Annotated in this window: 21 protein-coding genes; 16 read left to right on the top strand and 5 right to left on the bottom strand. The window is 49.3% G+C overall.

From position 1 onward, the window contains the following. The first annotated feature begins 357 nt into the window (after positions 1–357). Together Q4551_RS09060 and ykgO are read left to right on the top strand one after the other, a co-directional pair. A complete protein-coding gene (locus tag Q4551_RS09060) occupies positions 358–624 on the top strand; it encodes a type B 50S ribosomal protein L31 (protein ID WP_303433249.1) in 267 nt (88 codons plus the stop codon). 15 nt (positions 625–639) lie between these two features. Next, positions 640–780, top strand: a complete 141-nt coding sequence (ykgO, locus tag Q4551_RS09055; RefSeq protein ID WP_303433248.1) for a type B 50S ribosomal protein L36 — start codon at positions 640–642, stop codon at positions 778–780. A gap of 220 nt (positions 781–1,000) precedes the next feature. Here the strand turns inward: ykgO and Q4551_RS09050 are convergent, their stop codons facing one another. Further along, positions 1,001–2,263 (bottom strand): peptidoglycan DD-metalloendopeptidase family protein, encoded by a 1,263-nt coding sequence (locus Q4551_RS09050; protein ID WP_303433247.1) that lies wholly within the window; start codon positions 2,261–2,263, stop codon positions 1,001–1,003. Between the two features lie 442 nt (positions 2,264–2,705). On the opposite strand from Q4551_RS09050, the gene Q4551_RS09045 reads away from it, so the two are divergent. The 12 genes from Q4551_RS09045 to Q4551_RS08990 all read left to right on the top strand — a co-directional run bounded on the left by Q4551_RS09045 (position 2,706) and on the right by Q4551_RS08990 (position 19,503). Then, positions 2,706–3,431 carry a PIG-L deacetylase family protein gene (locus Q4551_RS09045; RefSeq protein WP_303433246.1) on the top strand — a complete coding sequence of 242 codons (726 nt, stop codon included), beginning with the start codon at positions 2,706–2,708 and terminating at the stop codon, positions 3,429–3,431. An 82-nt stretch (positions 3,432–3,513) separates the two neighbouring features. Then, entirely contained in the window at positions 3,514–4,440 is a 927-nt protein-coding gene (gene folE2 / locus Q4551_RS09040; protein ID WP_303433245.1) for a GTP cyclohydrolase FolE2, read from the top strand. Beyond that, a complete protein-coding gene (gene yidD / locus Q4551_RS09035) occupies positions 4,437–4,739 on the top strand; it encodes a membrane protein insertion efficiency factor YidD (RefSeq protein ID WP_303433244.1) in 303 nt (100 codons plus the stop codon). The genes folE2 and yidD overlap by 4 nt, the downstream gene beginning before the upstream one ends. After that, complete coding sequence (locus Q4551_RS09030; protein WP_303433243.1) at positions 4,708–5,289, top strand: carbonate dehydratase; 582 nt, start codon at positions 4,708–4,710, stop codon at positions 5,287–5,289. Before yidD ends, Q4551_RS09030 begins: the two co-directional genes overlap by 32 nt. Positions 5,290–5,292: 3 nt before the next feature. Further along, the gene (gene thrS, locus Q4551_RS09025; RefSeq protein ID WP_303433242.1) at positions 5,293–7,320 is read left to right on the top strand and encodes a threonine--tRNA ligase; all 2,028 of its coding nucleotides are present in this window, start codon (positions 5,293–5,295) and stop codon (positions 7,318–7,320) included. Next, positions 7,317–8,663, top strand: coding sequence for a dihydroorotase (locus Q4551_RS09020; protein WP_303433241.1), 1,347 nt, complete (start codon positions 7,317–7,319; stop codon positions 8,661–8,663). Before thrS ends, Q4551_RS09020 begins: the two co-directional genes overlap by 4 nt. Further along, positions 8,663–9,166, top strand: a complete 504-nt coding sequence (gene hisI, locus Q4551_RS09015; protein ID WP_303433240.1) for a phosphoribosyl-AMP cyclohydrolase — start codon at positions 8,663–8,665, stop codon at positions 9,164–9,166. Before Q4551_RS09020 ends, hisI begins: the two co-directional genes overlap by 1 nt. A gap of 150 nt (positions 9,167–9,316) precedes the next feature. Further along, positions 9,317–10,891, top strand: a complete 1,575-nt coding sequence (gene dptF, locus Q4551_RS09010) for a DNA phosphorothioation-dependent restriction protein DptF (protein ID WP_303433239.1) — start codon at positions 9,317–9,319, stop codon at positions 10,889–10,891. Then, positions 10,888–12,234 carry a DNA phosphorothioation-dependent restriction protein DptG gene (dptG, locus tag Q4551_RS09005; protein WP_303433238.1) on the top strand — a complete coding sequence of 449 codons (1,347 nt, stop codon included), beginning with the start codon at positions 10,888–10,890 and terminating at the stop codon, positions 12,232–12,234. Before dptF ends, dptG begins: the two co-directional genes overlap by 4 nt. Next, a complete protein-coding gene (gene dptH / locus Q4551_RS09000; protein ID WP_303433237.1) occupies positions 12,215–17,290 on the top strand; it encodes a DNA phosphorothioation-dependent restriction protein DptH in 5,076 nt (1,691 codons plus the stop codon). The genes dptG and dptH overlap by 20 nt, the downstream gene beginning before the upstream one ends. A gap of 88 nt (positions 17,291–17,378) precedes the next feature. Then, complete coding sequence (locus Q4551_RS08995) at positions 17,379–18,485, top strand: hypothetical protein (RefSeq protein ID WP_303433236.1); 1,107 nt, start codon at positions 17,379–17,381, stop codon at positions 18,483–18,485. A gap of 1 nt (position 18,486) precedes the next feature. Next, positions 18,487–19,503, top strand: a complete 1,017-nt coding sequence (locus Q4551_RS08990; protein WP_303433235.1) for a hypothetical protein — start codon at positions 18,487–18,489, stop codon at positions 19,501–19,503. Positions 19,504–19,512: 9 nt separating this feature from the next. Here the strand turns inward: Q4551_RS08990 and dndE are convergent, their stop codons facing one another. From dndE to dndB, 4 genes are read right to left on the bottom strand one after another with little or no spacing between them, the layout of a single operon-like run. Further along, entirely contained in the window at positions 19,513–19,857 is a 345-nt protein-coding gene (gene dndE, locus Q4551_RS08985; protein WP_303433234.1) for a DNA sulfur modification protein DndE, read from the bottom strand. Between the two features lie 50 nt (positions 19,858–19,907). Beyond that, positions 19,908–21,896, bottom strand: coding sequence for a DNA sulfur modification protein DndD (dndD, locus tag Q4551_RS08980; RefSeq protein ID WP_303433233.1), 1,989 nt, complete (start codon positions 21,894–21,896; stop codon positions 19,908–19,910). Then, complete coding sequence (gene dndC, locus Q4551_RS08975) at positions 21,893–23,479, bottom strand: DNA phosphorothioation system sulfurtransferase DndC (protein ID WP_303433232.1); 1,587 nt, start codon at positions 23,477–23,479, stop codon at positions 21,893–21,895. The genes dndD and dndC overlap by 4 nt, the downstream gene beginning before the upstream one ends. Continuing rightward, positions 23,476–24,576, bottom strand: a complete 1,101-nt coding sequence (gene dndB, locus Q4551_RS08970) for a DNA sulfur modification protein DndB (protein WP_303433231.1) — start codon at positions 24,574–24,576, stop codon at positions 23,476–23,478. Before dndB ends, dndC begins: the two co-directional genes overlap by 4 nt. Before the next feature lie 320 nt (positions 24,577–24,896). Here dndB and Q4551_RS08965 point away from each other — a divergent pair, with 320 nt between their 5' ends. Together Q4551_RS08965 and Q4551_RS08960 are read left to right on the top strand one after the other, a co-directional pair. Next, positions 24,897–25,985, top strand: coding sequence for an HNH endonuclease signature motif containing protein (locus Q4551_RS08965; RefSeq protein ID WP_303433230.1), 1,089 nt, complete (start codon positions 24,897–24,899; stop codon positions 25,983–25,985). 353 nt (positions 25,986–26,338) lie between these two features. After that, positions 26,339–26,923 carry a transposase gene (locus Q4551_RS08960; RefSeq protein ID WP_303433229.1) on the top strand — a complete coding sequence of 195 codons (585 nt, stop codon included), beginning with the start codon at positions 26,339–26,341 and terminating at the stop codon, positions 26,921–26,923. Positions 26,924–26,997: the final 74 nt, after the last annotated feature.

Genomic DNA, 26,997 nt, shown 5'->3' with positions numbered 1-26,997 from the left:
ACGCCCATTTATAGAGCAATAAAATAAACCAACTGCTCTATTTTAAGGAAAATGATCTACCCGAAAGCCTCCACTCTGTCTGATCCTCAGTGATCCTCTGTCTGCGGTACCGGCTGATCAACAGCAAGACGGCGCTCTCTGGCAGCACTCAAAATCAATAAAACCAAACACCCGTTAGCAAAGAGCTGCCGCGGCTTATAAATAAAGATCCAGTGGTATGCCTGGTCTGCCAGCACTCATTGATCATTCTTATTTTGACTCTCCAAATCAAATAAGAATAATTCTCATATTGTTTACTTTTAGATGCGAATGAGTTTCAATCATAAATGTTACTTTATAACTTTAAGGAGCAATGCCATGAAACCAGGGATTCATCCAACCTATGATTACGTTGTGTTTCGAGACACCAGCTGCGGCGCAACGTTTTTGACCCGATCAACCTGCACATCCACCGAAACCATTGAGTGGGAAGACGGCAAAACCTACCCGCTGATTAACATTGAAGTGTCCAGTGCCTCCCATCCGGTGTACACCGGAGAGCAACGGAAAACGAATAAAGAAGGCCGTATTGCCCGCTTTAACCAACGCTTTGCGGGTATGAAAACCCGGCTGGGAAAATCCTGAACCGGAGGCTGATACATGCAGGTATTAAGCTCACTCAAGACTGCGAAACTACGCCATCCAGACTGCCAGATCGTCAGACGCCGTGGTCGTTGTTATGTGATTTGTAAAAGCAATCCCCGCTTCAAGGCTCGCCAGGGCGGAGTAAAAAAGAAATAATTCAGACGACGGCATACAAACAAGGGCACTCAGCAACGGCCAGGAGTGCCTTTGTGCCCCCGGCATCACTGCCGATATTCCCTTGCAGATGGCCGGAACAGCCAGTGCCCGCAGCATGATCAAAGCACCGCATCCAGCACATCGACATAGACATAGACATCGCATGACGCGCCATTGCGGCACAGGATCACCAGCCCTTCAGACTTGCCGTCCGACCCCATCAGGAAGGAGCCGTGACCTGCAGAATATCGGAGCGGCTGGCAGCGTATTTCATCACGATTCGTCGTTGTTTGAGCTTGGCCTTGAAGCGAGCGAGATCCGCCAGAGGAATGGCAGCCGCCGTTGGGATATCCGCCGTCATAGGATCAACCGGTCGGCCGTTGATGTGAAACTCAAAATGCAAATGGGGACCAGTGCTGCGGCCGGTATTCCCCGACAAGGCAATTTTCTCGCCGCGCTGCACCTGATCGCCTTTTCGCACCAGAATTTTCTGCAGATGCAGATAGCGCGTTGTGTACGCACCACCATGATCAATATCGATGTATTTGCCCGCGTATCGATGATTACCGATACGCCGCACCGTACCATCCCCGGTACTGACGATCACAGTCCCCGGCGGAGTCGCCAGATCGACCCCGTTATGCGGCGACCGCCGCCCGGTAATCGGGTGCAATCGGTCTGGACTAAAAGCAGAACTGACCCGATAAGGTTTTCGGGTCGGCCAGCGCATAAAGGCCGGTGTTACGCTTTCACCCTTGTCATTGTAGTAATTGCCATCCTCGAACAGAAAAGCGGTATAGGTTTGATCGCCACGCACCAGTGAAATGGCCTCCAGACGAGTATGGCCGGTGCTCTGGTTACTGGTGACCTCATGCCCGACAATGACCGAAAACGTATCCCCCTTGCGCAAGTCCTTGCGGAAATTCAACCGGTTCCCCAATAACTGATCAATCAGCAGGATTTGGGCCTTCGTCAGTCCGGCGCGAAGCGCGGATGTATACAAGCTGCCATCCACAACGCCCCGGAGCACTTCAACCACCCAGCGGGTATCTGCGGTGAATGCCTGATATTCAAAAGAGCCATCGGGTTGTTTGACATAAGTGACCTTGCGAGCCGCATCCAAACGCAGTGTGAGTGCTGAAAACCGGCCCTGGGGATCGTATACCAACGCAAGCTCGGTGCCTGGGGTCAGTGTCTCCAACGACAAATACGCCTCATCCGCCTCCATAATGTAATGCAAGTCAGTCACTGACACCTGGTTGGCACTGAACATTTCGCTCAGTGTATCCCCGGCCTGAACCCGAATGACCCGTATACGATCGACAGCCTCCTCGGCTGACGGCGTCTGTGTGGTCTGTGTGGTCTGTCTCTTATCGTTATTGGCCGCCATGGGCAGATCAGCGGAGTGGTGATCAGGAGCAGGCAGCTGTGCCTGAGCAGGTGCCTGATTGGCGAACACGCTGACCAGCATGACAATGGCCACAGATCTGATTGTCCCCACTACCGTGGGGGTGTGGTCAAACACGGCCACCGGTAATCCTTGTCGTATCGGGCAGCTCATCCAGAATGCCCGGATGAGCTGTTTGACCTTGCAGCACAAAGCGCCGGAACCGCCAACTAACGACCGTAAGATTCCCAAAAAACAACACCCCTTGTTGATGATCGTCGCGGCCGTTTTCTGTTTGCGCGCCACTCTCGCCACACTCGCCACTATTGAGCCGTTATTCAATCTCTTGACCACTCTTTACCCTCTCTTCGGTTTCCTGGGCGACGTGCCAGCACTCAGCCAGTACTCAGCACTCATCCCCCGCCCTCACAAATATTTCCCTGGAGCATATTCCCAATCACCAAAATGTTATATTATAACATTTAATAATAATCAAAACGGCCAAACCAATGTCTCCATCCAACAGGAAAACCAAACCGTGGATCAAAAAACTGCTCTGGTCATTAGTGCACATTCTGCCGATTTCGTATGGCGCGCTGGCGGCGCCATTGCCAGCCATGTTCAGCAAGGTTGGCGAGTAAAGATTATCTGTCTGTCATATGGAGAGCGTGGTGAATCCGCCAAGCTGTGGCGACAACCCGGCATGACGCTGGAGGCCGTTAAAGAAGCTCGACAGGAAGAAGCACAACAGGCCGCCGATATTCTGGGGGCCGAGGTAGAATTCTGGGATATCGGCGATTACCCGATGCGTGTTTCCGACGAAACGCTGCTCCGCCTGGTCGATACCTATCGCGCATTACAACCGGAATTTGTGCTCTCGCACTCGGAAAAAGACCCCTACAACTTCGACCATCCCCTGGCCATGCACGTGGCTCAGGAAGCCCGCATTATCGCTCAGGCTGAAGGCCACAACCCCGGTCAGCAAGTCATTGGCGCGCCCACCATGTACTCCTTCGAACCACACCAAACAGAACAGTGTGACTGGAAGCCAAATACCTTCCTCGATATTACCGACGCATGGGAAACAAAGCGTAAAGCCATTGAGTGCATGCAGGGGCAGGAACATCTCTGGGCCTACTACACACGTGTTGCCCAGCAGCGTGGCGTACAGGCCAAGCGTAATGTTGGTATTACCAGCAAGCGCACGATCACCTATGCCGAAGCGTACCAGCGACTCACGCCAACGGTGTCTGAAACCCTCTGATCCGCACTGGCGGGAGCTTGCTCCCGCCGTACCACTTATTGAGCGCCACCAACTCGTGGGGCTGACTATTCGGAATGTTTCCATGAACGCAATGCTTCCAGATATCTCTGTCACCGATACAGCTCCCCTGTCCGGGCCACTGCAATGGGTGGGGATGCAAGGAATCGACCTGCCGATCACCATTGCTGAAGCGGATTACCGGCGCGAATTGCACGCCCGTGCCGACGCCCAGGTGAACTTGCCCAATCCCCATATCAAGGGGATTCATATGTCACGCCTGTATCACTTGCTGGCGCAAATCAGCAACGGCGAACCACTGACAGCCACCGCTTTACACACCGTATTAACCGCCATGATCGACAGCCATCACGACTGCGGCAGCAACAATGCCCGGGTGCTGTTACAGTTTGAGTTACTGGTATTACGCCCGGCACTGCACTCCCAGCATCTGTCTGGCTGGAAATCGTACCCTGTCTCCCTGGAAGCCCGGTTACAGAACGACCAGTTCCGCCTGACCGCAGAAGTCCGCATTGGTTATTCATCCACCTGCCCCTGTTCCGCGGCCTTGTCGCGGCAACTGGTTGAGCAAGGCTTTATCGATACCTTTGGCCACCAGCAACACATTGACCTGACAACCGCCGCCAGCTGGATTCGTGCCAACGCCACGTTGGCCACCCCCCACAGCCAGCGCAGTGAAGCCATCATCAAGGTCGAGCTGCCGATGAATTCTGCCGACCTTGGCTTACTGGCATTGGTGGATCAGGTAGAAAAAGCAGTAGGAACACCACTACAAACCGCCGTAAAACGCGTGGATGAACAAGCATTTGCCGAACTGAACGGCCAGAACCTGATGTTTGTCGAGGATGCCGCCCGCGCCATTCAGGCAGCACTAGCAGACCATTATCAGCGCCCCAGAGTACAGGTTCGCCACCTTGAAAGCCTCCATCCCCATGATGCCGTCGCCTGGTCGGATGACAGCATCGCTACCGGAATGCCAGCGTCGTTATGAAAATCAGCGTTGCCAAAATACTGATTGGCCTGGTGAAGGGCTACCAGATGTGGATCAGCCCCTTGCTCGGTCACAACTGCCGCTTCTATCCCAGTTGCTCGCAATACGCCGTTGAAGCGATTCAGCTGCATGGTGGCTGGCGTGGCAGCTGGCTGGCCCTGCGACGACTGGGCCGCTGTCATCCGTTCCATCCTGGAGGTTTTGATCCGGTGCCCGGCGTCCCTGACCCAGAGCCGAAATCCCTCTCCGGCCCAGAGACTCCAAAAGATGAGACTCAAAGAGACCGCCATGATTCGTAAAAACCCCCAAGGGGACTTGCCGCAAGTCCACCCCAGTGCGTTTGTCGACCCGACGGCTATTTTGTGTGGGCCAGTGATTGTCGAAGAAAACGTCTTTATTGGCCCCTATGCCGTTATTCGCGCCGACGAACGTAATGCCGACGGTGGCATCGAGCCGATTGTGATTGGAGCCCACTCCAATATTCAGGATGGCGTGGTGATTCACTCCAAATCCGGTGCCGCCGTCCGTATCGGCCAACACACCTCGATTGCCCACCGGGCCATTGTCCACGGCCCCTGCGTGGTAAAGGACCGTGTCTTTATCGGCTTCAACAGCGTGCTGTTCAACTGCCAGATCAATAACGGCTGTGTGATCCGCTACAACGCGGTGGTCGACGGCTGCGAGCTGCCCGAAGACTTTTATGTGCCATCCACTGCCCGTATCGATGCCCACACCGACCTGGATAGCATGCCCAGAGTATCCGCCGACAGCAGTGAATTTTCCGAAGATGTTGCCCGTACCAACAACGATCTGGTCGCGGGCTACAAACATATCCAGAACGAGTTTTGAACCATGATTTTACCCCCCGCCATCGCCAATGAGGATTCCGCAATCAACGCCAACGAGGTACACATCACCCTGCCCGACGGCAATATCCTGCCCTTCACTCAGGCACCCACCCTGCTGGATGTCGCCAACGCCATCAGCCCACAGTTTGCCAAACAGGTGGTGGCCGGGTGCATCAATGGCGAAGCCCACGACCTCAGCGACCGGATCACCGACAACGCCGCCGTTACGCTGACCAAGGCCAGCGACGACGACGGGATCGATATTATCCGCCACTCCTGCGCCCACCTGCTGGGGCATGCGCTCAAGCAGTTATTCCCAACCGCCCAAATGGTGATTGGGCCTGTGATCCGCAACGGCTTTTATTACGATATTGCCTACGAGCGGACTTTCACACCGGACGATATCAACGCCATCGAAACGCGTATGAAAGCGCTGATCAACACACACTACGATGTGATCAAGCGCATGACTCCCCGCGCCGAAGCCATACAGCAGTTCCGCGACCGTAACGAGGAATACAAGCTGCGGCTGATCGACGATCTCCCGGAAGTCGACGAACTGGGGCTGTATTTCCATCAGGAATACCTCGATATGTGCCGTGGCCCTCATGTGCCCAACACCCGCTTTCTCAAGCATTTCAAGCTCACCGGCGTCTCCGGCGCCTACTGGCGGGGGGATGCCAACAACGAACAGCTGCAACGTATTTACGGCACCGCCTGGGCCACCAAACAGCAACTGAAAGATCACCTCACCCGGCTGGAAGAAGCCGAAAAGCGCGATCATCGACGGCTCGGCAAGGAACTCGACCTGTTCCACTTTCAGGAAGATGCCCCCGGCGCCGTATTCTGGCACCCGAAAGGCTGGACCCTGTTTCAGCAACTGATTGATTACATGCGCCGCCGCCAACAACAGGCCGGTTACACCGAAGTGAACACCCCGGACATGATGGACCGCAGCCTGTGGGAAATTTCCGGCCACTGGCAAAACTACCGCGACCATATGTTCAGCACCGAAACCGAAGACGGTCGCCATCTGGCCCTGAAGCCCATGAACTGCCCTGGCAGTGTGCTGCTGTTTCATCACGGCCTGAAAAGCTATCGCGACTTGCCCATCCGTATGGGAGAGTTTGGCAAGGTGCACCGCTACGAGCCGTCCGGTGCCCTGCACGGCCTGCTGCGGGTACGCCACTTCACCCAGGACGACGCCCATATCTATTGCACACCGCAACAGCTGAACGCGGAATGCCAGACCGTGATTGCCCTGACTCTGGATATCTATCGCCAGTTCGGTTTTGACGATATCCGCATCAAGCTGTCAACCCGGCCCGACAACCGCATTGGCCACGACGAGACCTGGGATTTGCTGGAGCAGTCCCTGATCGACGCCCTGCAACAACAAGGTATGGAGTACCAGCTCAACCCCGGCGAAGGCGCCTTCTACGGCCCGAAACTGGAATTTGTACTGCGCGATGCCATCGGCCGCGACTGGCAATGTGGCACGCTGCAAGTCGATATGAACCTGCCTGAACGTTTTGACGTCAGCTATATCAACGAAGCCGGAGAACGCGAACGGCCAGTGATGCTGCACCGGGCACTGTTTGGCTCACTGGAACGTTTTACCGGAATTCTGCTGGAGCATCACAGCGGCAAGCTGCCGATCTGGCTATCACCCGTTCAGGCTGTGGTGATGTCCATTGCCGAAGCCCAGAACCACTATGCCAGCCAGCTGGCCGAGCTGCTGAACCTGCACGGTATCCGCACCGACAGCGACACCCGTAATGAAAAAATCGGCTACAAGATACGCCAGCAAACGCTGCAGCGCATACCTTACCTGCTGATTGCCGGCAAACAGGAAATCGCCGACGGCACCATCACCCTCCGCGATCGCCACGGCAAACAACTCGGCACCTATCCCCTTGCGGACGCCGTCGAGTTCCTGCAAGAAATGGTCATCGCACCGGACTTTACCCGCTCCGAACAACGCCGCCAGACCTTGCTGCAACAGCTGAACAAGCAGCAGGCCAAAACATGAACCAGCATGCCGATTTACTGCTCCGTGGTGGCACACTGCTGACACCGAACGGCCGTCAGATAGCGGATATCGCCTGCCGTCAGGGCCGTATTGTAGCGCTGGGAGATCTGCGTCAGTGGAGCAGTGATCAGCACCTGAACCTGACCGGATTACACGTATTACCCGGCGTCATCGACAGCCAGGTACACTTCCGTCAACCCGGCCTCGAGCACAAGGAAACCATCGAAGCCGGTTCCCGCGGTGCTGTACTCGGTGGCGTCACCGCCTTTTTTGAAATGCCCAACACCCACCCGCTGACACTCAGTGGTGCCGACCTGCAAGCCAAGCTCGACATCGCCGCCAACAGCAGCTGGTGTGACTACGCCTTTTACATCGGCGGTTCTGCCAGCAATCGCAATGAGATGCTGGCGCTGGAACAGCTGCCCGGCAGTGCCGGCATCAAGGTATTTATGGGCAGCTCCTTCGGCGACCTGCTGACCGACAACGACGACGTTCTGCGACAACTGCTCAGCCACGGCCAACGTCGACTGGCAGTGCATGCTGAAGATCAGGCCCGCCTGATAGCACGCAAACAACAGTTGGGCGACAACCATTCGGTACACCTGCACCCCCATTGGCGGGATGAACAAAGCGCCCTGCTGGCCACCCAAAAAGTCGTCCGTATGGCCGAACAGGCCGGGCGCAGACTCCATCTGTTGCATGTTTCAAGCGCAGCAGAAATGGCCTTTCTGGCGCACCATAAACGCCTGGTGACGGTCGAGGTCACACCTCATCACCTCACCCTTGCGGCACCAGGCTGCTACGAGCAACTGGGCACACTGGCACAAATGAACCCACCGGTACGCGACCAGCGCCATCAGGATGCCCTGTGGGCAGCGATCAACAACGGCCTGGTCGATGTGATTGGCAGTGACCACGCACCTCACACCCTGGCAGAAAAACAGCCCCCCTGGCCGGACTCACCCAGCGGCATGACCGGCGTACAAACCCTGTTACCCATCATGCTCGACCATGTCCATGCCGGCCGCCTGAGCCTGCAACGGCTGGTCGACCTCACCAGCGCCGGCCCGGCACGGGTATTCGGCATCGCGGGCAAAGGCCGCCTGGCCGTCGGCTACGATGCCGATTTCAGCATCGTCGACCTGCAAGCCCAACGCACCATACGCAACCCATGGATCGCCAGCATCAGTGGCTGGACACCTTACGACGGTCGCCAGGTAACCGGCTGGCCCATACACACCGTCGTCCGTGGTCATGTGGTGGTGCAGGACGAAACCCTGATGACCCGTCCAGCAGCCCAAACCATAAAATTTACCGAATCCTTTTTTGCGGAGCCATCCTGATGACCTCTAACCCCCAAGACGCCAGCTCCACGAACCAGTTTGCCCCTCGCACCAGCATCGAACAGGTGGAAGAGAGCAACCAGCTGGCACCAAAGTTCGATGACCAAGGCCTGATTGCCTGCATCACCACCGACGCCGCCAGCGGTGACGTACTGATGCTGGGCTATATGAACGCCGCAGCGCTCAAGCTCACCATCGCCACCGGAGAAGCCCACTACTGGAGCCGCTCCCGCCAGGTGCTCTGGCACAAAGGCGCGACCAGTGGCCTGACACAACAGGTAGAAGAAATGCGCATCGACGACGACCAGGACGCCGTCTGGATCAAGGTTCGAGTGGCCGGAAATGGAGCCAGCTGCCACGTGGGTTATCGCAGTTGCTTCTATCGCAACATCGCCGTCGCCCAACAATCAGCAACAAGCGATTCACTCACCTTTAATGAATCAGACAAGGTTTTTGACCCGGAACACGTCTACCCCGGCATGCCCAACCCGACCCAACTGTAAACCCCGCTCAGGGACAGGATAAAAAACACACAACAAGCGTGAGGGTAGCGGTCAAATCTTCCGGGCGGTATTCTGTGATCCAATTTTGCTTCAAGGCTCCGGATAGATGCGTGCCTTGGTAGTAACGACTCTCGTCAATGGGTTATCGATATGGATTTCAGTTCTCTGCTCGGCACTCTTGCTCGGTCTTCTGCTCAAGCAGTCTCAACATTAGCTCGCGCTTCAGAGGAAATTGAGCAGTTCAAAGAATATCTCTACGTTGAAACTGAAATAGAAAAATGTTTTGTCGACATTCTTGACTCTACTATTAATAACCAGCAGATCATTTTTCTGTGTGGTTCCAGTGGCGATGGTAAGTCCCAGCTTTTAAGGCGCCACTATGATGTCTATAAACATAAGTTTTGTATTCATCTGGATGCGACTCACAGCTTTAAACCCGATCAGGACGCCATTCAAGCACTTGATCTGTTATTCGATAGTCACCGTAGTACCAGCAAACCACTGATTGTGGGTATCAATATAGGCATGTTGCTGAATTTCCGGGGTAACGGTGCCGAGCAGCATGAGGATATCAAACAGGCTATCTCTCGTTTTGTTGACGGGGAACGAAATTTCGATCAATTCAATTTCCTCAGTTTTGAGGACTATCCCAAGTTCAGCCTGGATGAAGGCAATGTTGGCTCAGAGTTTATTTCTGAATTACTGACCAAAGTAACAGTCAATCATCCAGACAATGCACTGTTCACAGCCTATCAATCAGATCAGTCACCTGAAACCAGCCTGGCTCGACACAACTACCGGTTACTACAGCAGCCAGCGATACAACAGCTGATTATTCAGACCTTATTGCAGGCGCGGTTAAAATTTGACCAATTATTCTCAACGCGTGCATTACTGGATTTTGTTCATCACCTCATTGCCGGCGGCCAGGTTCTTTTTGATAACCTGTTTGCATCGCCGAAAAGTGGGCTAGCCAGTATCTTGGTGAATTTAGACCCTTGCCTGATTCGTACACAAAAGCTGGATGAGTTTGTCGTCCAACAATCTCTCGGTATTCAGAACGAGGAATTCAAAGCATTCAAAGCCTCTTATGCCAAGCAATTTGGACCAGAAGAATTAACAGCCCCTACCTGGGTCAGAGCATTTTACTTACTTCAGCAAGTCGATATAGGGAATAACTACCATCGTCACTTCAATGATAGCTTTCGGCAAGACCGATTTGATGATTATGTTCACCTTTGGCAATTGCACAGAACGACTTCAGATCGACGACAGCTGCGCGATTTTTACGACAAGCACCTGATTGCAGCCTTGTTAAAGTTTGCCAATAGACTGGCTCCCAAGACGGTCGGAGACGGTATTTACCTTGCCGAACGCAACAGCATTATTCTATCGGCCAAAGTAAGAATATCCATGGACAGCAAAGCGCTTTCTGCAGCCAATAACAACAAGAAAATTCAGAGCTTTAACGCTGCTTTAAAAGTAGGTGAACGACCTATTTCCCCTTTTCCTGTCACCATCTCATTTCTGGAGTTGGTTCAGCGCATTCTGGCGGGCTACCGCCCTAACCGGCACGACAAGAATACCGTGGTGATTTTTGAGGAAGTAATTGAAGAAATTATTCGCCTGGCTTCTCAAAGTAAGGAAATCCGATTTCACAAAGCCAAAAAACAATGGTCCCTACGTCTCGAAGATGGTGAGTTTCTAGTGGAGGATGAAGCATGAGTATTCAGGAGAATCTGGACGCCGTTGCAGGTTTATCAATCAAGGACAGAAATTTCGTCAATCATTACCTCACCTTTCGCCAGCAACGCAGCGAGCGAGTCACTGATACAGACAGTGCCGCTGTAATGGGAGAATTATTGGCGCTGGTTTCTAAAAAATCACTCAAGCCCAAAGCGACGTTAGATAAATTTATTACTGCCTGTCGCCAACGCCTACAAAACAAGATAGCTGACCCGGACTTTGAAGCATTACTAAAGGAAATGTACTTCGACAACGATGCCCAAGGACTTTATAAAGTTTCTCCGGAGTTTCTGCTGTTCAAAACTGGAACATCCAATGCCGGTAACACCCTCCACGTTGCACGTGCTCTCGGAAATATGCTGCTTGAAGTCGGACTGCAAAGTACCATGCAATCACTGCGGCTCAATTTTCTGGAAAATGAGTTTCGGGATGAATTTCAATCACTGACGCAGAATTACCAACCCCAGATAGTTACAACCAGTTACCTGCCATTTATGGCACAGGTATTCTCTGAGGATATGGTGTTTTTATGCCAACATCCCAATTATATGATGCAAAATATGAGAGCATTCATCGGGTTATACAACTTCCTCTACAGTTCCCAATTGGCACTGAACATTCATAACTGGAAGACCGAGCCAGACAGTAAACCATTATTTTTTATTTTGGATACCGAGCAAGCCAGTGCGGAGAGAACCCATGTTCGAGATGCCCTTCCGTCTTTAACCAACCGAGTTTCAGATTTATTTCCTATATTGTCGGCCTTGGAATACCTCAACCAGGCCGACTCAAAAACAGCACATCGCTACCCTCTCTGGATGCACTACCAATACATATCAAGCTTGACAACCGATGAACAGGCCAAGCTGTTGGAAAAACTCGCGGAGTTTGTCAGAAAATTCAGAGACAAACGCAAGCAACCACTCTGGAATCTACCAATTGATAGTGCCGAGTCTGCTATCAATGCCATCTGCAAAACCGCTCAGGACATTTTCAGCCAGCCCAGATCCAACCAGCTAACAGTAAATCGCAAGGTCCTCAATGCCTTCGAAAATGAAATCGCCGGTCACTTTATTCAGAACCGGAAGCGTGGTGGTCGAGTATTAATCATGAATCAGGATTATCTGTTACTGCTGACTAATCTAGTGGTTGGTGAAAATAACAAAATACTGTTTCAGCAACTGCTTACAGGCTTTCAAAACCGGGGGGTCTGGTTTGATCAACAATCTGAGTTAGCCTTGATTGAATTTTATGAACGAGTGGGAAACCTTGAACGTATGAGCGACAGTGGAGATGCAGTTTATGTCAGAAAAACAATTTGAAGCTTTTCTGGTCGAGCATCTGAAGTCCTGGCTTACCCCACGAGTTAAATCCGGTGACCGCTTTCAGTTTCGTTCAACTGACCCAGACAACACAGTCAAACTGATCGCCGCATTACAACAAGCTTCTGACGGTACCAGGGTTGATGGAGACCACTTGCTTCATTATCTGGCAGTGAATGGCCTACAGGTCATTATTGCAGGACATGCTGAAGGCAAGAGTGTTGACGATGGTTGTTGTACAGAAAATTACCTCGCCCACTTACGTGATGAAGTAGTCGACTGGGGCACCTGTTTGCTCATGATACACAACAGTAATCTGGATACGGCTAATAACAGCGCCCTGGATCTCGCTAATCCAGGGCTGGTTTGGTCTGTTGATGTTATCAAAAACCATTTGGAAGGGCTGATTGATCACAATATGAAGAACCAGGCAACTTCCCGTTGCTTATTGGATATTCAGTCCAGAATCATTGCCTCAGATGACTCCAGTATCTTTGGGTATCGCAGCCTGTATGAGTCCATGACCGATGGCGATCTGCGTTTTGATGAGCTGCATTTATTCAAAGATGATTTACTTGTTAATGAATGGTCAGATACCGATAAACGTCTAAAGCCAAAGCAGATAGAGCGCCGAATTGAAGAGAACCGCAAGCTGTATGCAGATATCGAATTTGAAATCGAACACCACTCAGACGACTTGGAAGAACATCTGGCCAAATTCGGTAATAAGTTTGTTAAAAAACACGTTATAGACAGTGATAGCTGGAAAGACCTGAGCTACGACACTATTATCAGTGAGATCGACAAGCAGAAACAACAAGCACTTGAGTTTGATCAAATCGAATACGAACAGGGAAATCTGGACCACCGGAGCAAGAAAGAAACCGGAGCCGCCTCACGCGAACGGCATGTGCTGTACCAAGTACCAGCAAATGAATCGTCGTTTCAGTTCGACCTGAAGTTTATTGGCGCTGGCACCACCGAAAACCAGTTTGAGCTTCAGCCTAAACAGCTTGCCAAATCACTAAAACTGACCCACCGATCTCGCGGCAATAAAACTACTCTCACGATTGCCGGGGCGATGATGCAAAAGCCACAATTTTTCTCTATTCGAGTTATGCGAGAGCTGAGTAGTGAACAGTTCAAATTTCATTGTGTCGTACTACCTGCAGGCTTGTTCTATTTTGAAGATATAACAAGTCAGTTTCTCATTAACCGCCCAAAAGAAGCATTAATACTGCAGTCAGAACAACAAACACTAGTCGTCAATCCAGAGCTTCAGAGTACACAAGCCTTAATGGATAGTGGTGAAGGTGTCGATGTTACTGCTGTTGGGACTCTCGATTATCAGCAGCTCTACGATGACTCCGATGAAGTTTGTTTTTATCTGAAAAGCGGCCCTACTTCCCTACAGATACAAGTAGAAGGGGAATCCCCCCACGGCAAATTGACCCTACCTCTATTAATGGACACCAGTCGTACTCGTCGGTTGTTCTGCGACGACTACTACGCTACATATAAAAGCAGTAAAGGCTCTGTCGTATTGGATAATCAAGAGACCAAACAAGGCTTTCTACGCCAACAGCTATTGGCTGCAGAGTGGGCTTTTATAGAACAAGAGTTTGTTCAATGGAATGGAGAGCTGAGTAAAGGGGTGAATGCCAGCTTTCTTCAAGGATTCCAGTTAAATTCCTTGCATGATAGCTATACTGCATTTTTGCAATATTTTAAACGCGGCAAAATCAGAACAACGCCATCATTGGAAAGCTGGGGGCCAACCCTGGTGGATCTGGCAAAGAACTACGTTCAATCCTATCTAGACTACCTTCAGTCGTTAGCCATCGGAAAAACACTCGACTCTACCGCCAGATTTGTCATGAAACTTGGTTTGGCTACGTTGCGAGACAGCGAATCTGGAAAAAACCGACAATACCTGACTCCTTTTCATCCTCTGGTTCTGTCTTATTATCTACACCTGATAGAAGCGATTGTCGCGGATGGTGACGAGCGTAGTTTTGAAAAATTAGCCCCAGTCACATTAAAACGTCTTAATGCACGCGGCTTGATCCCTTTTCTGTACGATGACCAACAGGGCTACAGCTATACCAAAACTGTCAATGAAAACCCCTTTTGGCTGGAAATTGTCCCTAAAGAAGACAGCAGTTTTGAATACATCAGCAAGCTAGTAACGCACAAAATTAAGGAATTCACAGAAACCTTTACTCAGCTGTTCGAGACTGTCAACAGCGCCCCGGTACTGATCAACTCAATAAACAATGCCGAAAACAACGAGTTATTCCTGGGAATCCTGGCGTATTACATGGATTACCTTGAAGATGGTCGCCATATTCACGTAAACCTCTACGATGACGATGAAGTTGAAACTGAGTTCGACCTCTTTGCCGAGATGGCCACCTACGATGACATCAAGGCGCACTATCATCTCGATAAAGGCATCGCCAGGCGCAATACAGATACCATTATCGATGTGTTACGTACTCGACTAACTTTCAGTAAATTCCGTAACGACCGGGTTGTTGAACAAGCCTACGCGCACTTGAGTTTTTTCCGTAATAACCAAGTCGTAGATGCACGTGACAACAACATAGACGAACACTTATCCAGTATTGCCTGTGGTGGCCTGTTAAATGGCGAATCGTCCCGCAGTGAACATGGTGCTTACTTCACCGCCTTTGGTCTGAAAGGTGTGGATTACTCAGACAAACCTCATCTACAAATCGCCCGCTTGGTTGGGGCGTTGTGGCGACCGAGCCGACTCAGTAATAATCCCTACCACGAGCACTCTGCTATTAGCCTGGCGATCAGTGATGATGTGAAAAAGCAGCTCAAGTGCGCTTATGACAATTCTGTATGGGTAACGGTGATTGACCCCAAAGTGACGCTGGATTTCTTCCAAAGCACAGATAAGGATACAATCCTGATCCATTACTCCGACCAATACACCAGCTCTGCTGGGTACGATGCCATCACAGTCACCAAACAGGCACAGCTGTATCGCAGTGTATTAGGTACTCATGGTGAAAGCCTGATTCGCGAGTTTAATGCCTTTAACGGCGATTGGCTTCTAAAAATGGTTAACGACCCTGACACCGAAAAATTGGCTAAAGAAGGAGTGATTGCTTCCTACAAAGTAGTTGCAGCGATGTTGTCACAGTCCAATATTTGTTGGGTACCGTTATCGGTTGCCGAAATGATCCGAGTCTCCGGTAATATCGGTTTAGCCATGAGCGATTCGGATTTCTCCCGCCATAATCTGGCCATTAAGAAAGGTGCTATCTCCGACGATATTTTGTTCGCAGGCTTCAAAGACGGCCAACTGTATTTATTGCCGGTGGAAGCTAAAGCAGGTTCCCATACTGATTTTAAAAAGGCCCGAAAACAAGCTAGTGAGTTGAAAAGTTATATGGAAGAAATGCTTGGCCAACAGAACCTGGGCGGGCGTTTGTACCGTGGTTTGTTTGTACGTCAGGTGCTGCTCCAAATTGAAAAATACCAACTCTATAAAGTATTCAACGATGATTTTTTCGATGGCGTACTGAACCACCGAGAAGCGTGGCTGGAAGGTAATTACCATATCGCCAGCCTGAGTAACTATCCAGCAGGATTAGTTGTAGCCATGATTGATGGCTTCAAAGAAGACTACGCCGAAGAAGAAGATATTCTACAAATCGAAATCCCTTCTGGCCGTCGTTATGAACTGATTCATACGCCATTGCGTGATCTTCAGCAGCAGATTCTTACCGGTAAGTCTCTGAATATTCCTGAAAACTACTTCCTGAAACCCATTAAACCGACAGTAGAGCAAGATCAGGAAAACCTACCAGAATCCCACGTTGTCAGCGAGCAAGAACAATCGGTTGTAGACACCCCACAGGAAAAAGAACCCTCCTACTCTCCTGCGGAAACGCCGCAACAGGATTTCACCAACATTCGGGTTTTGATTGGCGCAGACCAAGGCAGCAGTGGGCAGGTTTATTGGGAATACGGCCACCCTCAGTTAGCCAACCGCCATCTGATTGTATTCGGTCGTTCTGGTCAGGGAAAAACCTACTGTATTCAAGGCCTGTTGATGGAATTGGCCAAAGCGAAGGTCAAATCACTGATCATCGACTACACCAATGGTTTTCTACCGAATCACTTGGAGCCTGAATTTAATAAGTTTGTTAAGCCAAAGTCCTCATTCCTGGCCCAAACTCCATTAGGCATCTCCCCCTTCCGTAAGCAATCTCAGGATTTCGGTGGCGTTGAGCTGGAAGAGAAAGATCACATCATTGCGGCCCGTATCGCCTCGGTATTCAACCAGGTGTATTCCACCATTGGTGAACAGCAACTGGCGACACTGACCAATGTGATTGAAAGCGGCGTGGCTCGTCACGGCTCCAGCTATAACTTCACCTGTATGCTGGATGACTTGTATGAAGAAGGTAAAACCGGTGAGTCTTTAGCCAACAAACTCTCAACCATGGTGAAGTCCAACCTGTTCGACAATAAAGAGAGCCAGAGCTGGGCAGAGATTTTCAACAACCCGGATTCTGATGTAAACGTGGTGCAGCTGGCGTCTTTCTCGAAAGACATCATGCAAATCGCCACCGAATTTATCCTCTGGGATTTATACGCCTACGCCTGTGCCAACGGCGATAAAAACAGTCCGTTGCCCATCGTGCTGGACGAGGTACAAAACCTCGACCACAGCCTAGAAAGCCCATTGGGAAAAATGCTGACAGAAGGCCGCAAATATGGCTTATCGTTAATTCTGGCGACCCAAACGCTCAGCATGCTCAGCAGAGAAGAACAGGATCGTATATTCCAGGCGGGTCATAAACTGTTCTTTGCACCCGCAGATACCGAGACCCAGACCTATGCCAAACTACTGGAACAATCAATTGCAGGAACCAATCGAAAAATGTGGATAAAGCAATTATCGATGCTACAAAAAGGCGAGTGTATTTCGGTGGGGCTGCATCTGGATACACATGGCAATGCAGTACATGGAGCCAAAATTGTGAAGGTGGCTGACTTATCTCAGCGTTTATAACTAAAACCTTTTATTTTTTGAATATCAGCCGATTCTTGTAGAATGAAATATAGAAATATCGCAAACTGAAAAATAGGTTTGAAAAATCATGATGAATAAAAAAGATCAAATGCCCAACGAATTTCAATTTATTTCAGTTGATGATTTAACTCTGGATTTAGAGAATCCTCGATTACCAGACTCTCTCGTTTCAATTGAAAGAAATGAAAAAAGAATCATCAACTGGATGTTGGAAGATGCGTCGTTAATTGAGCTCATGGCCGCTATTTCTGAAAATGATTTCTTCGTCGGCGAGGCTCTTTTAGTTGTAGTAGAAAATGGAAAAAATGTAGTTATTGAAGGCAATAGACGATTAGCTAGTGTAAAAGTTTTAAACAATTTTAAAATTGCAGAAATACATCAACGAAGAGTCAAAGAAGTCGTTGATACAGCAAAGTATATCCCATCTGAAATACCATGTATTTTTTTTAACGATAGAACTAAAATCGAACAGTATCTTGGGTATAGACATGTAACAGGTGTGAAGACCTGGGGAGTTTTAGCGAAAGCGAAATACCTCAAGAAACTGGCTGGAGATCAAGCAGGTGAACCCCTCTCAGAGGTTGCAAGAGATCTGGCCAGGAAAATTGGTAGCAGGTCAGATTATGTGAAAAATTTACTTGCTGCATATGCTGTTTACGAAGAAATCAGAGATAGAAATTTCTTTCATATCAGGAATCTTGATGAAACCACTATTCATTTTAACTATTTCGTTGACTCTATTCGAAGGGAAAATATCAGAAAATTCATAAATGTAGATACAAATTCAGTTCGTCCGACTTTAAATATAAGCATTAAAAATCTCAATATATTAACAGCTTGGTTTTTTGAAAAAAATGAATTCAACCGGACAATGGTTAAGGGTGATAGCAAAAGTCTCGCTACACTCGATGATATATTGGGAGATGAGAACGCCAAAGAGGTAATACTTGATACAAATTCATTGGAAGAAGCTTCGGGCTATATCAATCAAACATCTGTTACATTTTCATCAGACCTGAAAACATCACTTAATATTCTTGAACGCGCGCATAGCTACATACATAAAATTGAGAGGCACAATAACGATGATCTTTCAACCTTAAAAGATCTATTCAACCTCTGCAAAACAATGAGGGATTCCATCAAAGCCAAGGAAAATGACGAGGAGTTCTAATATGTTCAAGGGAGATATAAACCCACCCAAAGGGAGTGGAATTTCCTATCGTTATGAACACTATTACTGCGACTTTGTTGAAGTAATAGCATTAGTAAACTCAGGAGATATAGTAACTCTATCTGACATAAAATATCGTTTTCAAAAAGATGTTGACCTGAATATTGACTCAAATGAAGAAATGGAAATCATCACTGATGATGAAAATTGTTTTTCAGAAATGACCCAAGGAGGTAGATATTTTGCTGATGTTTCAGACAAGTGGGATGAAAGAATAGAATCTTGGTTCTCCATATTAAAAAATCGAAACAGCCTATATGGAATGGGCTATCCTTTCACAATAAAAGGAAATAGCATTCAACTTAAAAAGAATTTATCAACAAAAGCAAAATCATATATTTTTCTACTTGCTTGTTCGATGTTAGATAAATTTGAAACTCCTGACAAACTAACCTCCACCTATGAATTGATTTGTGCGAAAGCTATGAAAAACTATCTGCCAGTCATAGCGCAAGTTCATATATTTGGAAAATCCTCCCTCTCATCTCCTAGATATCAAGGTAGTAAATTCGCAAAAATCGAGAAACTTTCAAAAGACCTTGGTATCAAACATATTTTTGATGAAACTGACTACAACCCAACGGACAATGGCGATGGAGGGCTGGATATTGTCGCTTGGATACCATTTAAAAATGACATAAACAAGTCAAAAATAGATGTATATATTGGCCAATGCGCTTCAGGAAAAGACTGGATTAAAAAACAGGAAGAGCCAAGAAAAATAATTGAGCCACTACCTCAACTAAAAGATGCAAAGAAAATTATTTTCATCCCATACGATATTAGGTCTTCCGACTCTGGATTCTTCCATAAAACCGAGCTAACAGCGAGCTTGGTAATTGACAGATATAGAACTTATATACTATTAAACAACATAAGTGATTCTTGGTTCTTTTCGACAACAAATATAAAAGAGTTAGTAGCGAATATAATTTCTTACAGGGAGTCACTATTCTAAAAAGTTGCTTCACAAGCGTTGTACCAGGCTGGATACTGAGTTGCTAGTCTCCATCACCAACGCCCCGTCATCCACATGACTACCCCAGGCCTTGTAGTAATCCTTTGCTTCAAGATTGGGGTACTTCTGTTTTAGCAGCATCTCTACCAGATCGCCGTGTTCACCCAGCCAGGTGTACTTATCAAGCTCGCGTTGTTTGAGCTCAATATCCCCCCCGTCCCAAGTAAACCCACGTTCAATAGATGCAAAAAATGCCAGCCGAGCCCCAATATTCACCGTCAAGCCGGTGTTATTTTGCAAACGGCGCAGTGAGTTAAAGGCCTTGTCAGAGATTTTCATTTTTTGCGGCAGCATAACGAACTCTTGTTTTCTGTTAATCGATGACGTGTCAGGCATTCTGGTGACTAGCGCCAGAAATACCCCTCGTTGTAATTGGAGCGACCTGTCTCAGGATCGTATTCCACTTCAAACGCATGAGAAATTTCTGGTGACAGCTCTTTATAGAAATCTTCATCGACTTCAGTATCCGTCGACAAAATCAGCACCTGATGGCTAGCTGTCGGGAAATAGTTTTTCACTAGGTTTTCACGGTGATGTGAGTCCAGTCTACCCAGCGGAGTATCGATAATAATGGGTAGGTTACGACCGGATGTACGACCCAGCGCTTCCAGCATAGCAATAGCGTAGATCTGCTTTTCACCCGCAGAAAGCTTCTTCTTGTCGATGGCATGGCCATGGCTATCCACCAAGGTGACTGCGTAGGTCTCCGGGTGAATTCTGGCAGTTATCAACAGGTCTTCTTTGCGTGCGAGCTTGGCAAATGACTTGATAAACTCTTGTTCCAGTAATTTGATACGGCTGGCCCGCGTCGCTGAAGAAAAATCTTCCAGCAATCCACGAGTACTATCTGCCAACATCACAGCCTGATTCAGGTTGTAGTAATTACTGTAGTCTTTTTCCCGGTCTCGCAGTCGGCGCAGACGATCCATTGCTTCACGCAGGCTGCGCTTTGCGTCTTCAAGTTGCTGCTCTTTCAGAACCTGCAATTGGCCCAGCGTGTTTTCTACCTCACCCAGCTCTTTGACCGTGGTCGCAATACGACGCTCATCGGGTGCACGGGCGATATTGATTCCCACATTGGCCAGTTCATCTTCTACTTGCTCCAGCTCCGCTGCCAGTTCTTTCACTTTAGCCTGTTGCTGTGGCACAGTTTCCGTCAACAGATACTGAATACGGTTGAATGCTGTATCCGAGATGTCATGGGTAATCTCGCTGCTATTGTCGGGCTTGGGCGGCAAACTGTTGTTGATGGAATCTTCGATGGCTACAAGGTGCTGATTCCCCAGAGAATTGATCAGCGACTGTTGGATCTTCTTTAACTGTTTGCGCAGCTCAACATTAAGCAGCCGTTGTTTCTTGGTTTGCTGTTCTTCTTGCAACTGATTCAGTAGAGTTTCCAGCTGCATTTTTGCAAGGCTCAAGGGAGCAGCGTCAGCCAACAGATTTCTGATGCTGGTTTGCAACTCCGTGCGACGTTTGCGCAGTTCCTGTTCTTGTTCTTCGTGCCCGGAACGAGATGCTGCCCAAGCGCCACCCAGGTCGTTGACACTTTGCGTCAGCTGCTCTTTTTTAACCTGTAGCTCTGTAGTCTGGATACGGGTATTTTCGATTTCAGACAATTGCGACTGATAGCGGTTGTAAGCTTCCTGATACGAAACTTCCAGTTGTTCTATTTCTTTCTGAATATCAGACGGTAACTTGTCGCGCTTCTGGCCGCGTAGATAGACACCGAGATCGGCCCTCAGGCGGTCGATTATATCCAACCCCAACAAGCGGTTAATGGCATCCGCCAGTGCGTGGTTGTTGTCATCTTCCGCTAATTCAGCAATTTTTTCACCATCAAAGAAGAACAGGTCAGCAACACCAATGGGAATCAGTTCGTTCAGAAATGCCTGTTTCTGTTGTTCGGTCAGGCCTTTGATGAACTCACCATTCTGGTAAATCTCGACCTGCTCATAAACACTGTTGCCTCTTACCGACCAGCTACGTTTTACCGTGTAATCAACCACTTCGCCCTGACGACCAAAATTGAAATCCAGCCGAACCCCGGCCGCAATTGGTTTCAGTAATTGATTTTTGGGGCGATGAATAGAGTCGACCAGAAACTGGTGATACACCTGAGTGGATACTGCTCGGCCCAGGCTTTGTTTACCATACAGCGCCAGGCGAACGGCCGTTAGCGTGGTAGTTTTACCAGCACCATTGAGCCCACCAAACAGAATAATCGGACGGCGGCGACCGTACTTGACCCGAGGTTCGAGGCTGATTTTATTTTGATCGTAGGGGCCGCCAAATACACCGAAATCTTGTAGAGACAAGTTTTTGAGAATCATGCTTTCAGGCCCTCATACTCTGCAGCAAGGGCTTTTAATTGCTCGTCGTAAATGGATTTGATTTGTTGATCGGCTGTCTGCTCTTTGAGTTCTTTTTTCAAACGTTTTTTCAGTTCAGAGGAATGAGCTGCATTTTCCTTGGCCGCATGGATCTCTTCCAGTGTGCCCCAATCGTTTTTCAGCAGGCTTTCAATTTTTCCGAACAGGCCTTGGCGGCGACTCAAGCCATCCATCGACAGCTCCAGTTCCAGCAATTTCATTACCAATTCTGCCGGAACACCATGTTCTCGACTCAGGCTTTGGAGTAGCTCAGCATCGGCTTGTGAGAAAGCGCCCGCATCGTGCTCAACCCAATCAAGATCTTTGTCATACACAGCGCGATAAATGGCCGGCAACTCATCAGACCAATCTGGTTCATTCGGGTCAAACATCCACTCCTTGCGGATCGCATGCAGTTCTTCCGGACGAATCAGTTCAATGTGTTTACCTGCATCCTTGAGACTCTTTTCAATGGTTAACAGTTCTTTGAGCCACTCTTTGCGTTTCCACAGGTAGTATGGGCCGGGAATGGTTTTGACTTCGTTAAAGTCATCACTTTCGACGCTGCCACGTGCATATTGCACCCGGCCGGTACGACGCTTGTAATTACGTACCTGATCCTTGTTCTCAGGCAAGGTCGTTTCATACAGCTCGTTACGGAATTCTTTGAGACGTAATAACCAAGTTTCACCGGAATCAATCAGGCCTTCAATCGCTCGGTCTTTGGTAACAACAGTACAGGTCCAGCAGCCAAAGCGAGAGTTACCACAGGATGGCGTTTTGGTATCAATTACCAGCGGGCATTCCCCTGCGCTGGAATCCTTGTACAGATCGAACAGTTCGAAATGATCGCCTCCCCATGGCGCGGGAGCACCCAGCAAATACATCCATACCTCATCAAAGGTCCAGTCTTCGATGGGCATGTAGGTAAATGCTCCAGGCAATGACGTATGACGGGAAAGAGATGAACCCTCAATCTTGTGTTTCGCGATCACTTGCGCACGGGAAGAGCTTTCCTGGCTACGAGCCCCTAGCACAACAATAACTTCACCAAAGCGGGCAACTTTATCTTTGATGAACTCGCTAACCGGGTCAATTTTCATTCGTTCCGTACACCAACGGAAATTTTGCGTCGGAGCAGGATAGCCTTTCCCTAGCAGATTGGCCCAAAAGGTTTCATTCCAGGCTGGATAAACAACATGAGCACTCATTGGCAGGTTGAGTACTTTGGCATTTTCGTTGATGGTCTCGATAACGCTATTGACCATATCCACAACTAAGGGCGTTTCAACCAGAGTGTCGGAAGAAATAACGTAGATATGCTTATGACGTTGCTTCCTGGGAAGCCGGGTCAACGCAACATAAACCAGAGACAAGACCGTTGTACTGTCTTTGCCGCCACTGAAACCGATGACCCAAGGCTTATCATTTTCCAAGTACAGGTGCTGGATTTCCTGAATCAGGTCTAGTGCTGGGCGTCCCGCGAATTCCTGGGCTTCCAGCATTTCGTCCATGCTGGGGAATAGAGGTTCTTGCTGACTCATGAGTTCAATTGGTCTTCTATTGCTTGGTCTTCAGCGCAAAGAGACAGGCCGAGTGCCTGACGAATGACATTCGCTGTAAGAACGGTGTTATTTCGGGTTTTGCTCAGTTTGCCGTGGGCGTCCATCGCCCGGCCTCGCCACAAACTGATATTCGAGCGACTCCAGTCGATATCTTTTAACGCTATCAGTGCTTCTTTCCAATCACCCGGACGCTGACGTAAAAGATCTGAGCCTGCGAAGCCAAGAGCTGACAAGCCAATGCCATGAGCATGAACATACTGTTCGCGTAATTCAGAGGTTGAAATCTTACGCTCCAAGGCACTCTGCCAGTCTGGCATATTGTTACAAACCTGATTCCAGAAATCGGCAGCAAGCTGCATTTCTTCATCGTAAATTGTCTCTTTTGTGCCTTTGCCGAGCAGTCCTTTTGAAGCTTGCTTGATAGCACTTAGAGTAAATAATTTGCTACTGCGCTTGGAGAGACTGGTTTGCTCCACATCCGTAAGTGCTTTGAAGCAGGGGACCTGATCGTAAACGTAGCGGGCCAATGCAGATGCCGATTCGCGATGGTCATACAGCGTACTTAACGAATCTGATGGGCGCACAGCATGTTTGTTCAAGTCAGCAAACATCTGCTGACTGCGCTTCAATCCTTCATCAACGAAGAACAGGACAGGAATATTGTCATAACCCAATTCATGGGCTTCTTTGACCGCTTGTTCAATTGCTTTACGGCGATGTTGACCATCATTGACCAGAATCTGAGTGTCCATCGCAATGGTCAAGAGCCCAAGGTTCATTGCCGGACCAGTGTCAGCAAGCGGCTCAAATTCTACTGGGCCATCCACTGAAGCCGTAATGGCTGACAAGGTATAACTTTCCTGATTTTCAATCAGGTAGTTAGCGATATCTGGGATACGTGTCTCGTTCAGACGACGCTGAGCTCTTAACTCTGGGGGAACGACCTCTTCATCAAACACAAATAGTTTGGGAATAAGACGCATTGGGCACATCGCAATGTAGCATGGACGACAGGCCTGGGTACCCCGAACGGCTGGAAATTTGTGAGTATACTCAGTCAAAAGAGAAGAACTCATGCATCGCCCCCGGAAAGTGCTGTTTGTGTATAGTTACGAACAAATGATATTTGTTCGTAACTATACACAAACAATATAATATTTTCACAGGGTGAGCAGTATTTAATAAAATTGAATAACTGTGGCAATCATGACTGTCGAACACCGTTTGTCAGGCAAAGCTATATTTAAAGCCATGACTCTCGAGTGCAAAATGAGTTAGCTGCGCATCCTACATGGCCAGTTTCTGGTGTTCCAGTATCTTTTTCTGCAGGCCACATCCTCCGGTTATGTGGCCAACAACTCAGGAGCTATATCTCTTCGAGGGTTCCACCGGAACCATGATGGAGTTAAAAGAGCATGTATCTGGACAGATAGAAGCAGTACTCAAACACGACAAGAAGGTCGCCAGTTATAAATTGGCCTTGTTACGCGCCTTCTGTGATATGTCTGATCGTGATGCCAGTGCCGTCTCCTGGCTCTCGAGTGGTTTTATCGGCATGCCGGTGCGGGCCTTGGCAGAGTGCTGGCTACGTTATTACTGGCCTCTGATCGCCTCGCCAGTGCATATCCCCCAAAGCAATAATGATCACCCCGGCAGTACTCGACCACCGGCTTTCCGCACTGCTCTGGGCCATCTGATCCAACTTTGCCAAACCAATTACGGCACAGATCCGACCGTCACCTACAGCCTGTTTATCCTGGGTTGGAAAAAAGACAACCTGCCAGTCCCCATCGTGAAACAGCTGAATAAAACACTCGCGATCATGGCTCGTACCCTGATCGACGGGCCAGTCCGCCATGCCGCCCAAGGGGATATGTTCTGCTACGACAAAACCCGCAAGCTGGTATTGCTGGAAGTCGATCTATGGCGAGAATTCTGCCTGTCGGGCTACTGGATACGAGACTCCCTCCTGCTACGCTGGTCGGAACTGTGTGAAAACTTTGCAAAACGCAGTGATCCAACTATCCATCGCGGCGTGGTACTGCCTCTGCTGGTACAAGATGAAGATCCCAAGAGAGAACAAGGCCTGGCCCGTCGTCTGTATGCAGAAGCAACAGATCTGACCTGTGTCTGGAGCGATACTCCTCTCAATATGAGTCGTATGGATGTGGACCATGTGCTGCCCTTCTCACTCTGGCACAACAACGATTTATGGAACCTGCTGCCGTCTGACGAAAAGGTCAACAATGCCAAGAGAGACAAGATTCCTGCGCCGGAATTTTTACGCCGCCGTCACGAGATCATTATCGACACCTGGCGCTTTGCCAATCAAATCGAACCCAAAGTCTTTCAATATGAAGTCCAACGCACGTTAGGTGAGTTCCACGTATCCCGCTGGGAACTCGATTTGTTCCAACACTTGTCTGAACGAGCCGCCCAAGCGATCTACCAGCGAGGAGAAGAACCCTGGCAATGGCAAGGCTGAATAGCGGGCGGGCCGCCCGCGCTCCCAGATGTACAAGGAACAATCGCCGCGCTCCCGGGTATGTTGTGAATAAACCGCCGCGCTCCCAGGTGTACGCAGCGCTCCCGGGTTAACACTATGCCGCTCATCAAATCATGGGAGCGCGGACGGCTCGTCCGCTTTATCCTATGGAACGTCCCGGGTCAGAATGGAATGGCACACGCGGACTATGGTAAAAAGCCGTTCGAGGACTGAGTAAATGGACGCGGCTAAAAATGCAAGCGCCCCTTGTCCGGGAGCGCGGACGGCTCGTCCGCATCACAACTATCTGGCTGTCGGTACCTGGTTCGGCAGCGTCTTCAAGGCAGGAAGCCATGAGCAATCACACGCAGAAAGGAATTCACAGCCGAGGCTATTTGCCTCATATCGACGGCGCTGAGTTTCAGGTCATTACCTACCGTCTTAACGATGCCTTACCGAAGGCTGTTATCGACCGGCTCAGGGATTTGCCAGACACTCAACGACGACAACACACCGAGCAAGCCATGGATGCCGGTTACGGTCATTGCTGGCTGGCTATCCCCGAGGTTGCTGCATTGGTGGTGGAGAATTGGTTCTACTTTCATGGGACGCGCTATCAGCTGATTGCCTGGGTGGTGATGCCCAATCATGTGCATCTGCTGATACGGGTATTGAACGGTGAGTCGCTGTCTCGCATCGTGCATAGCTGGAAGTCTTATACTGGCAAGAAGATCTCGGCGTTGCTGACGGGTTCGCCGCCATCGATATGGCAACCGGATTATTGGGATCGATATATACGCAACGAAGCGCATTTTCAGCGGGCAATTGAGTATATCCATCAGAACCCGGTGAAAGCGGGGTTGGTGAAAAACGCGGAGGATTGGCGCTGGAGCAGTGCTAATGCGGGCGGGCCGCCCGCGCTCCCAGGTATGTTATGAACCAATCGCCGCGCTCCCGGGTATGTTGTGAACCAATCGCCGCGCTCCCGGGTATGTTGTGAACCAATCGCCGC

Source organism: Oceanobacter sp. 5_MG-2023 (genome assembly GCF_030548165.1).
In the GTDB taxonomy this organism is placed as follows: domain Bacteria; phylum Pseudomonadota; class Gammaproteobacteria; order Pseudomonadales; family Oceanobacteraceae; genus Oceanobacter.
This window is presented reverse-complemented; position numbering and strand designations above follow the sequence as displayed.

Coding starts and splice junctions, on each gene's coding strand:
- folE2 (WP_303433245.1), top strand. CDS start 3,514: ATGAACGCAATGCTTCCAGATATCTCTGTCACCGATACAGCTCCCCTG.
- yidD (WP_303433244.1), top strand. CDS start 4,437: ATGAAAATCAGCGTTGCCAAAATACTGATTGGCCTGGTGAAGGGCTAC.
- ykgO (WP_303433248.1), top strand. CDS start 640: ATGCAGGTATTAAGCTCACTCAAGACTGCGAAACTACGCCATCCAGAC.
- dndC (WP_303433232.1), bottom strand. CDS start 23,479: ATGAGTCAGCAAGAACCTCTATTCCCCAGCATGGACGAAATGCTGGAA.
- Q4551_RS09030 (WP_303433243.1), top strand. CDS start 4,708: ATGAGACTCAAAGAGACCGCCATGATTCGTAAAAACCCCCAAGGGGAC.
- dptH (WP_303433237.1), top strand. CDS start 12,215: ATGTCAGAAAAACAATTTGAAGCTTTTCTGGTCGAGCATCTGAAGTCC.
- Q4551_RS09060 (WP_303433249.1), top strand. CDS start 358: ATGAAACCAGGGATTCATCCAACCTATGATTACGTTGTGTTTCGAGAC.
- dndE (WP_303433234.1), bottom strand. CDS start 19,857: ATGCTGCCGCAAAAAATGAAAATCTCTGACAAGGCCTTTAACTCACTG.
- thrS (WP_303433242.1), top strand. CDS start 5,293: ATGATTTTACCCCCCGCCATCGCCAATGAGGATTCCGCAATCAACGCC.
- dndD (WP_303433233.1), bottom strand. CDS start 21,896: ATGATTCTCAAAAACTTGTCTCTACAAGATTTCGGTGTATTTGGCGGC.
- Q4551_RS08995 (WP_303433236.1), top strand. CDS start 17,379: ATGATGAATAAAAAAGATCAAATGCCCAACGAATTTCAATTTATTTCA.
- dptG (WP_303433238.1), top strand. CDS start 10,888: ATGAGTATTCAGGAGAATCTGGACGCCGTTGCAGGTTTATCAATCAAG.
- Q4551_RS08990 (WP_303433235.1), top strand. CDS start 18,487: ATGTTCAAGGGAGATATAAACCCACCCAAAGGGAGTGGAATTTCCTAT.
- dndB (WP_303433231.1), bottom strand. CDS start 24,576: ATGAGTTCTTCTCTTTTGACTGAGTATACTCACAAATTTCCAGCCGTT.
- hisI (WP_303433240.1), top strand. CDS start 8,663: ATGACCTCTAACCCCCAAGACGCCAGCTCCACGAACCAGTTTGCCCCT.
- Q4551_RS08960 (WP_303433229.1), top strand. CDS start 26,339: ATGAGCAATCACACGCAGAAAGGAATTCACAGCCGAGGCTATTTGCCT.
- Q4551_RS09020 (WP_303433241.1), top strand. CDS start 7,317: ATGAACCAGCATGCCGATTTACTGCTCCGTGGTGGCACACTGCTGACA.
- Q4551_RS08965 (WP_303433230.1), top strand. CDS start 24,897: ATGATGGAGTTAAAAGAGCATGTATCTGGACAGATAGAAGCAGTACTC.
- dptF (WP_303433239.1), top strand. CDS start 9,317: ATGGATTTCAGTTCTCTGCTCGGCACTCTTGCTCGGTCTTCTGCTCAA.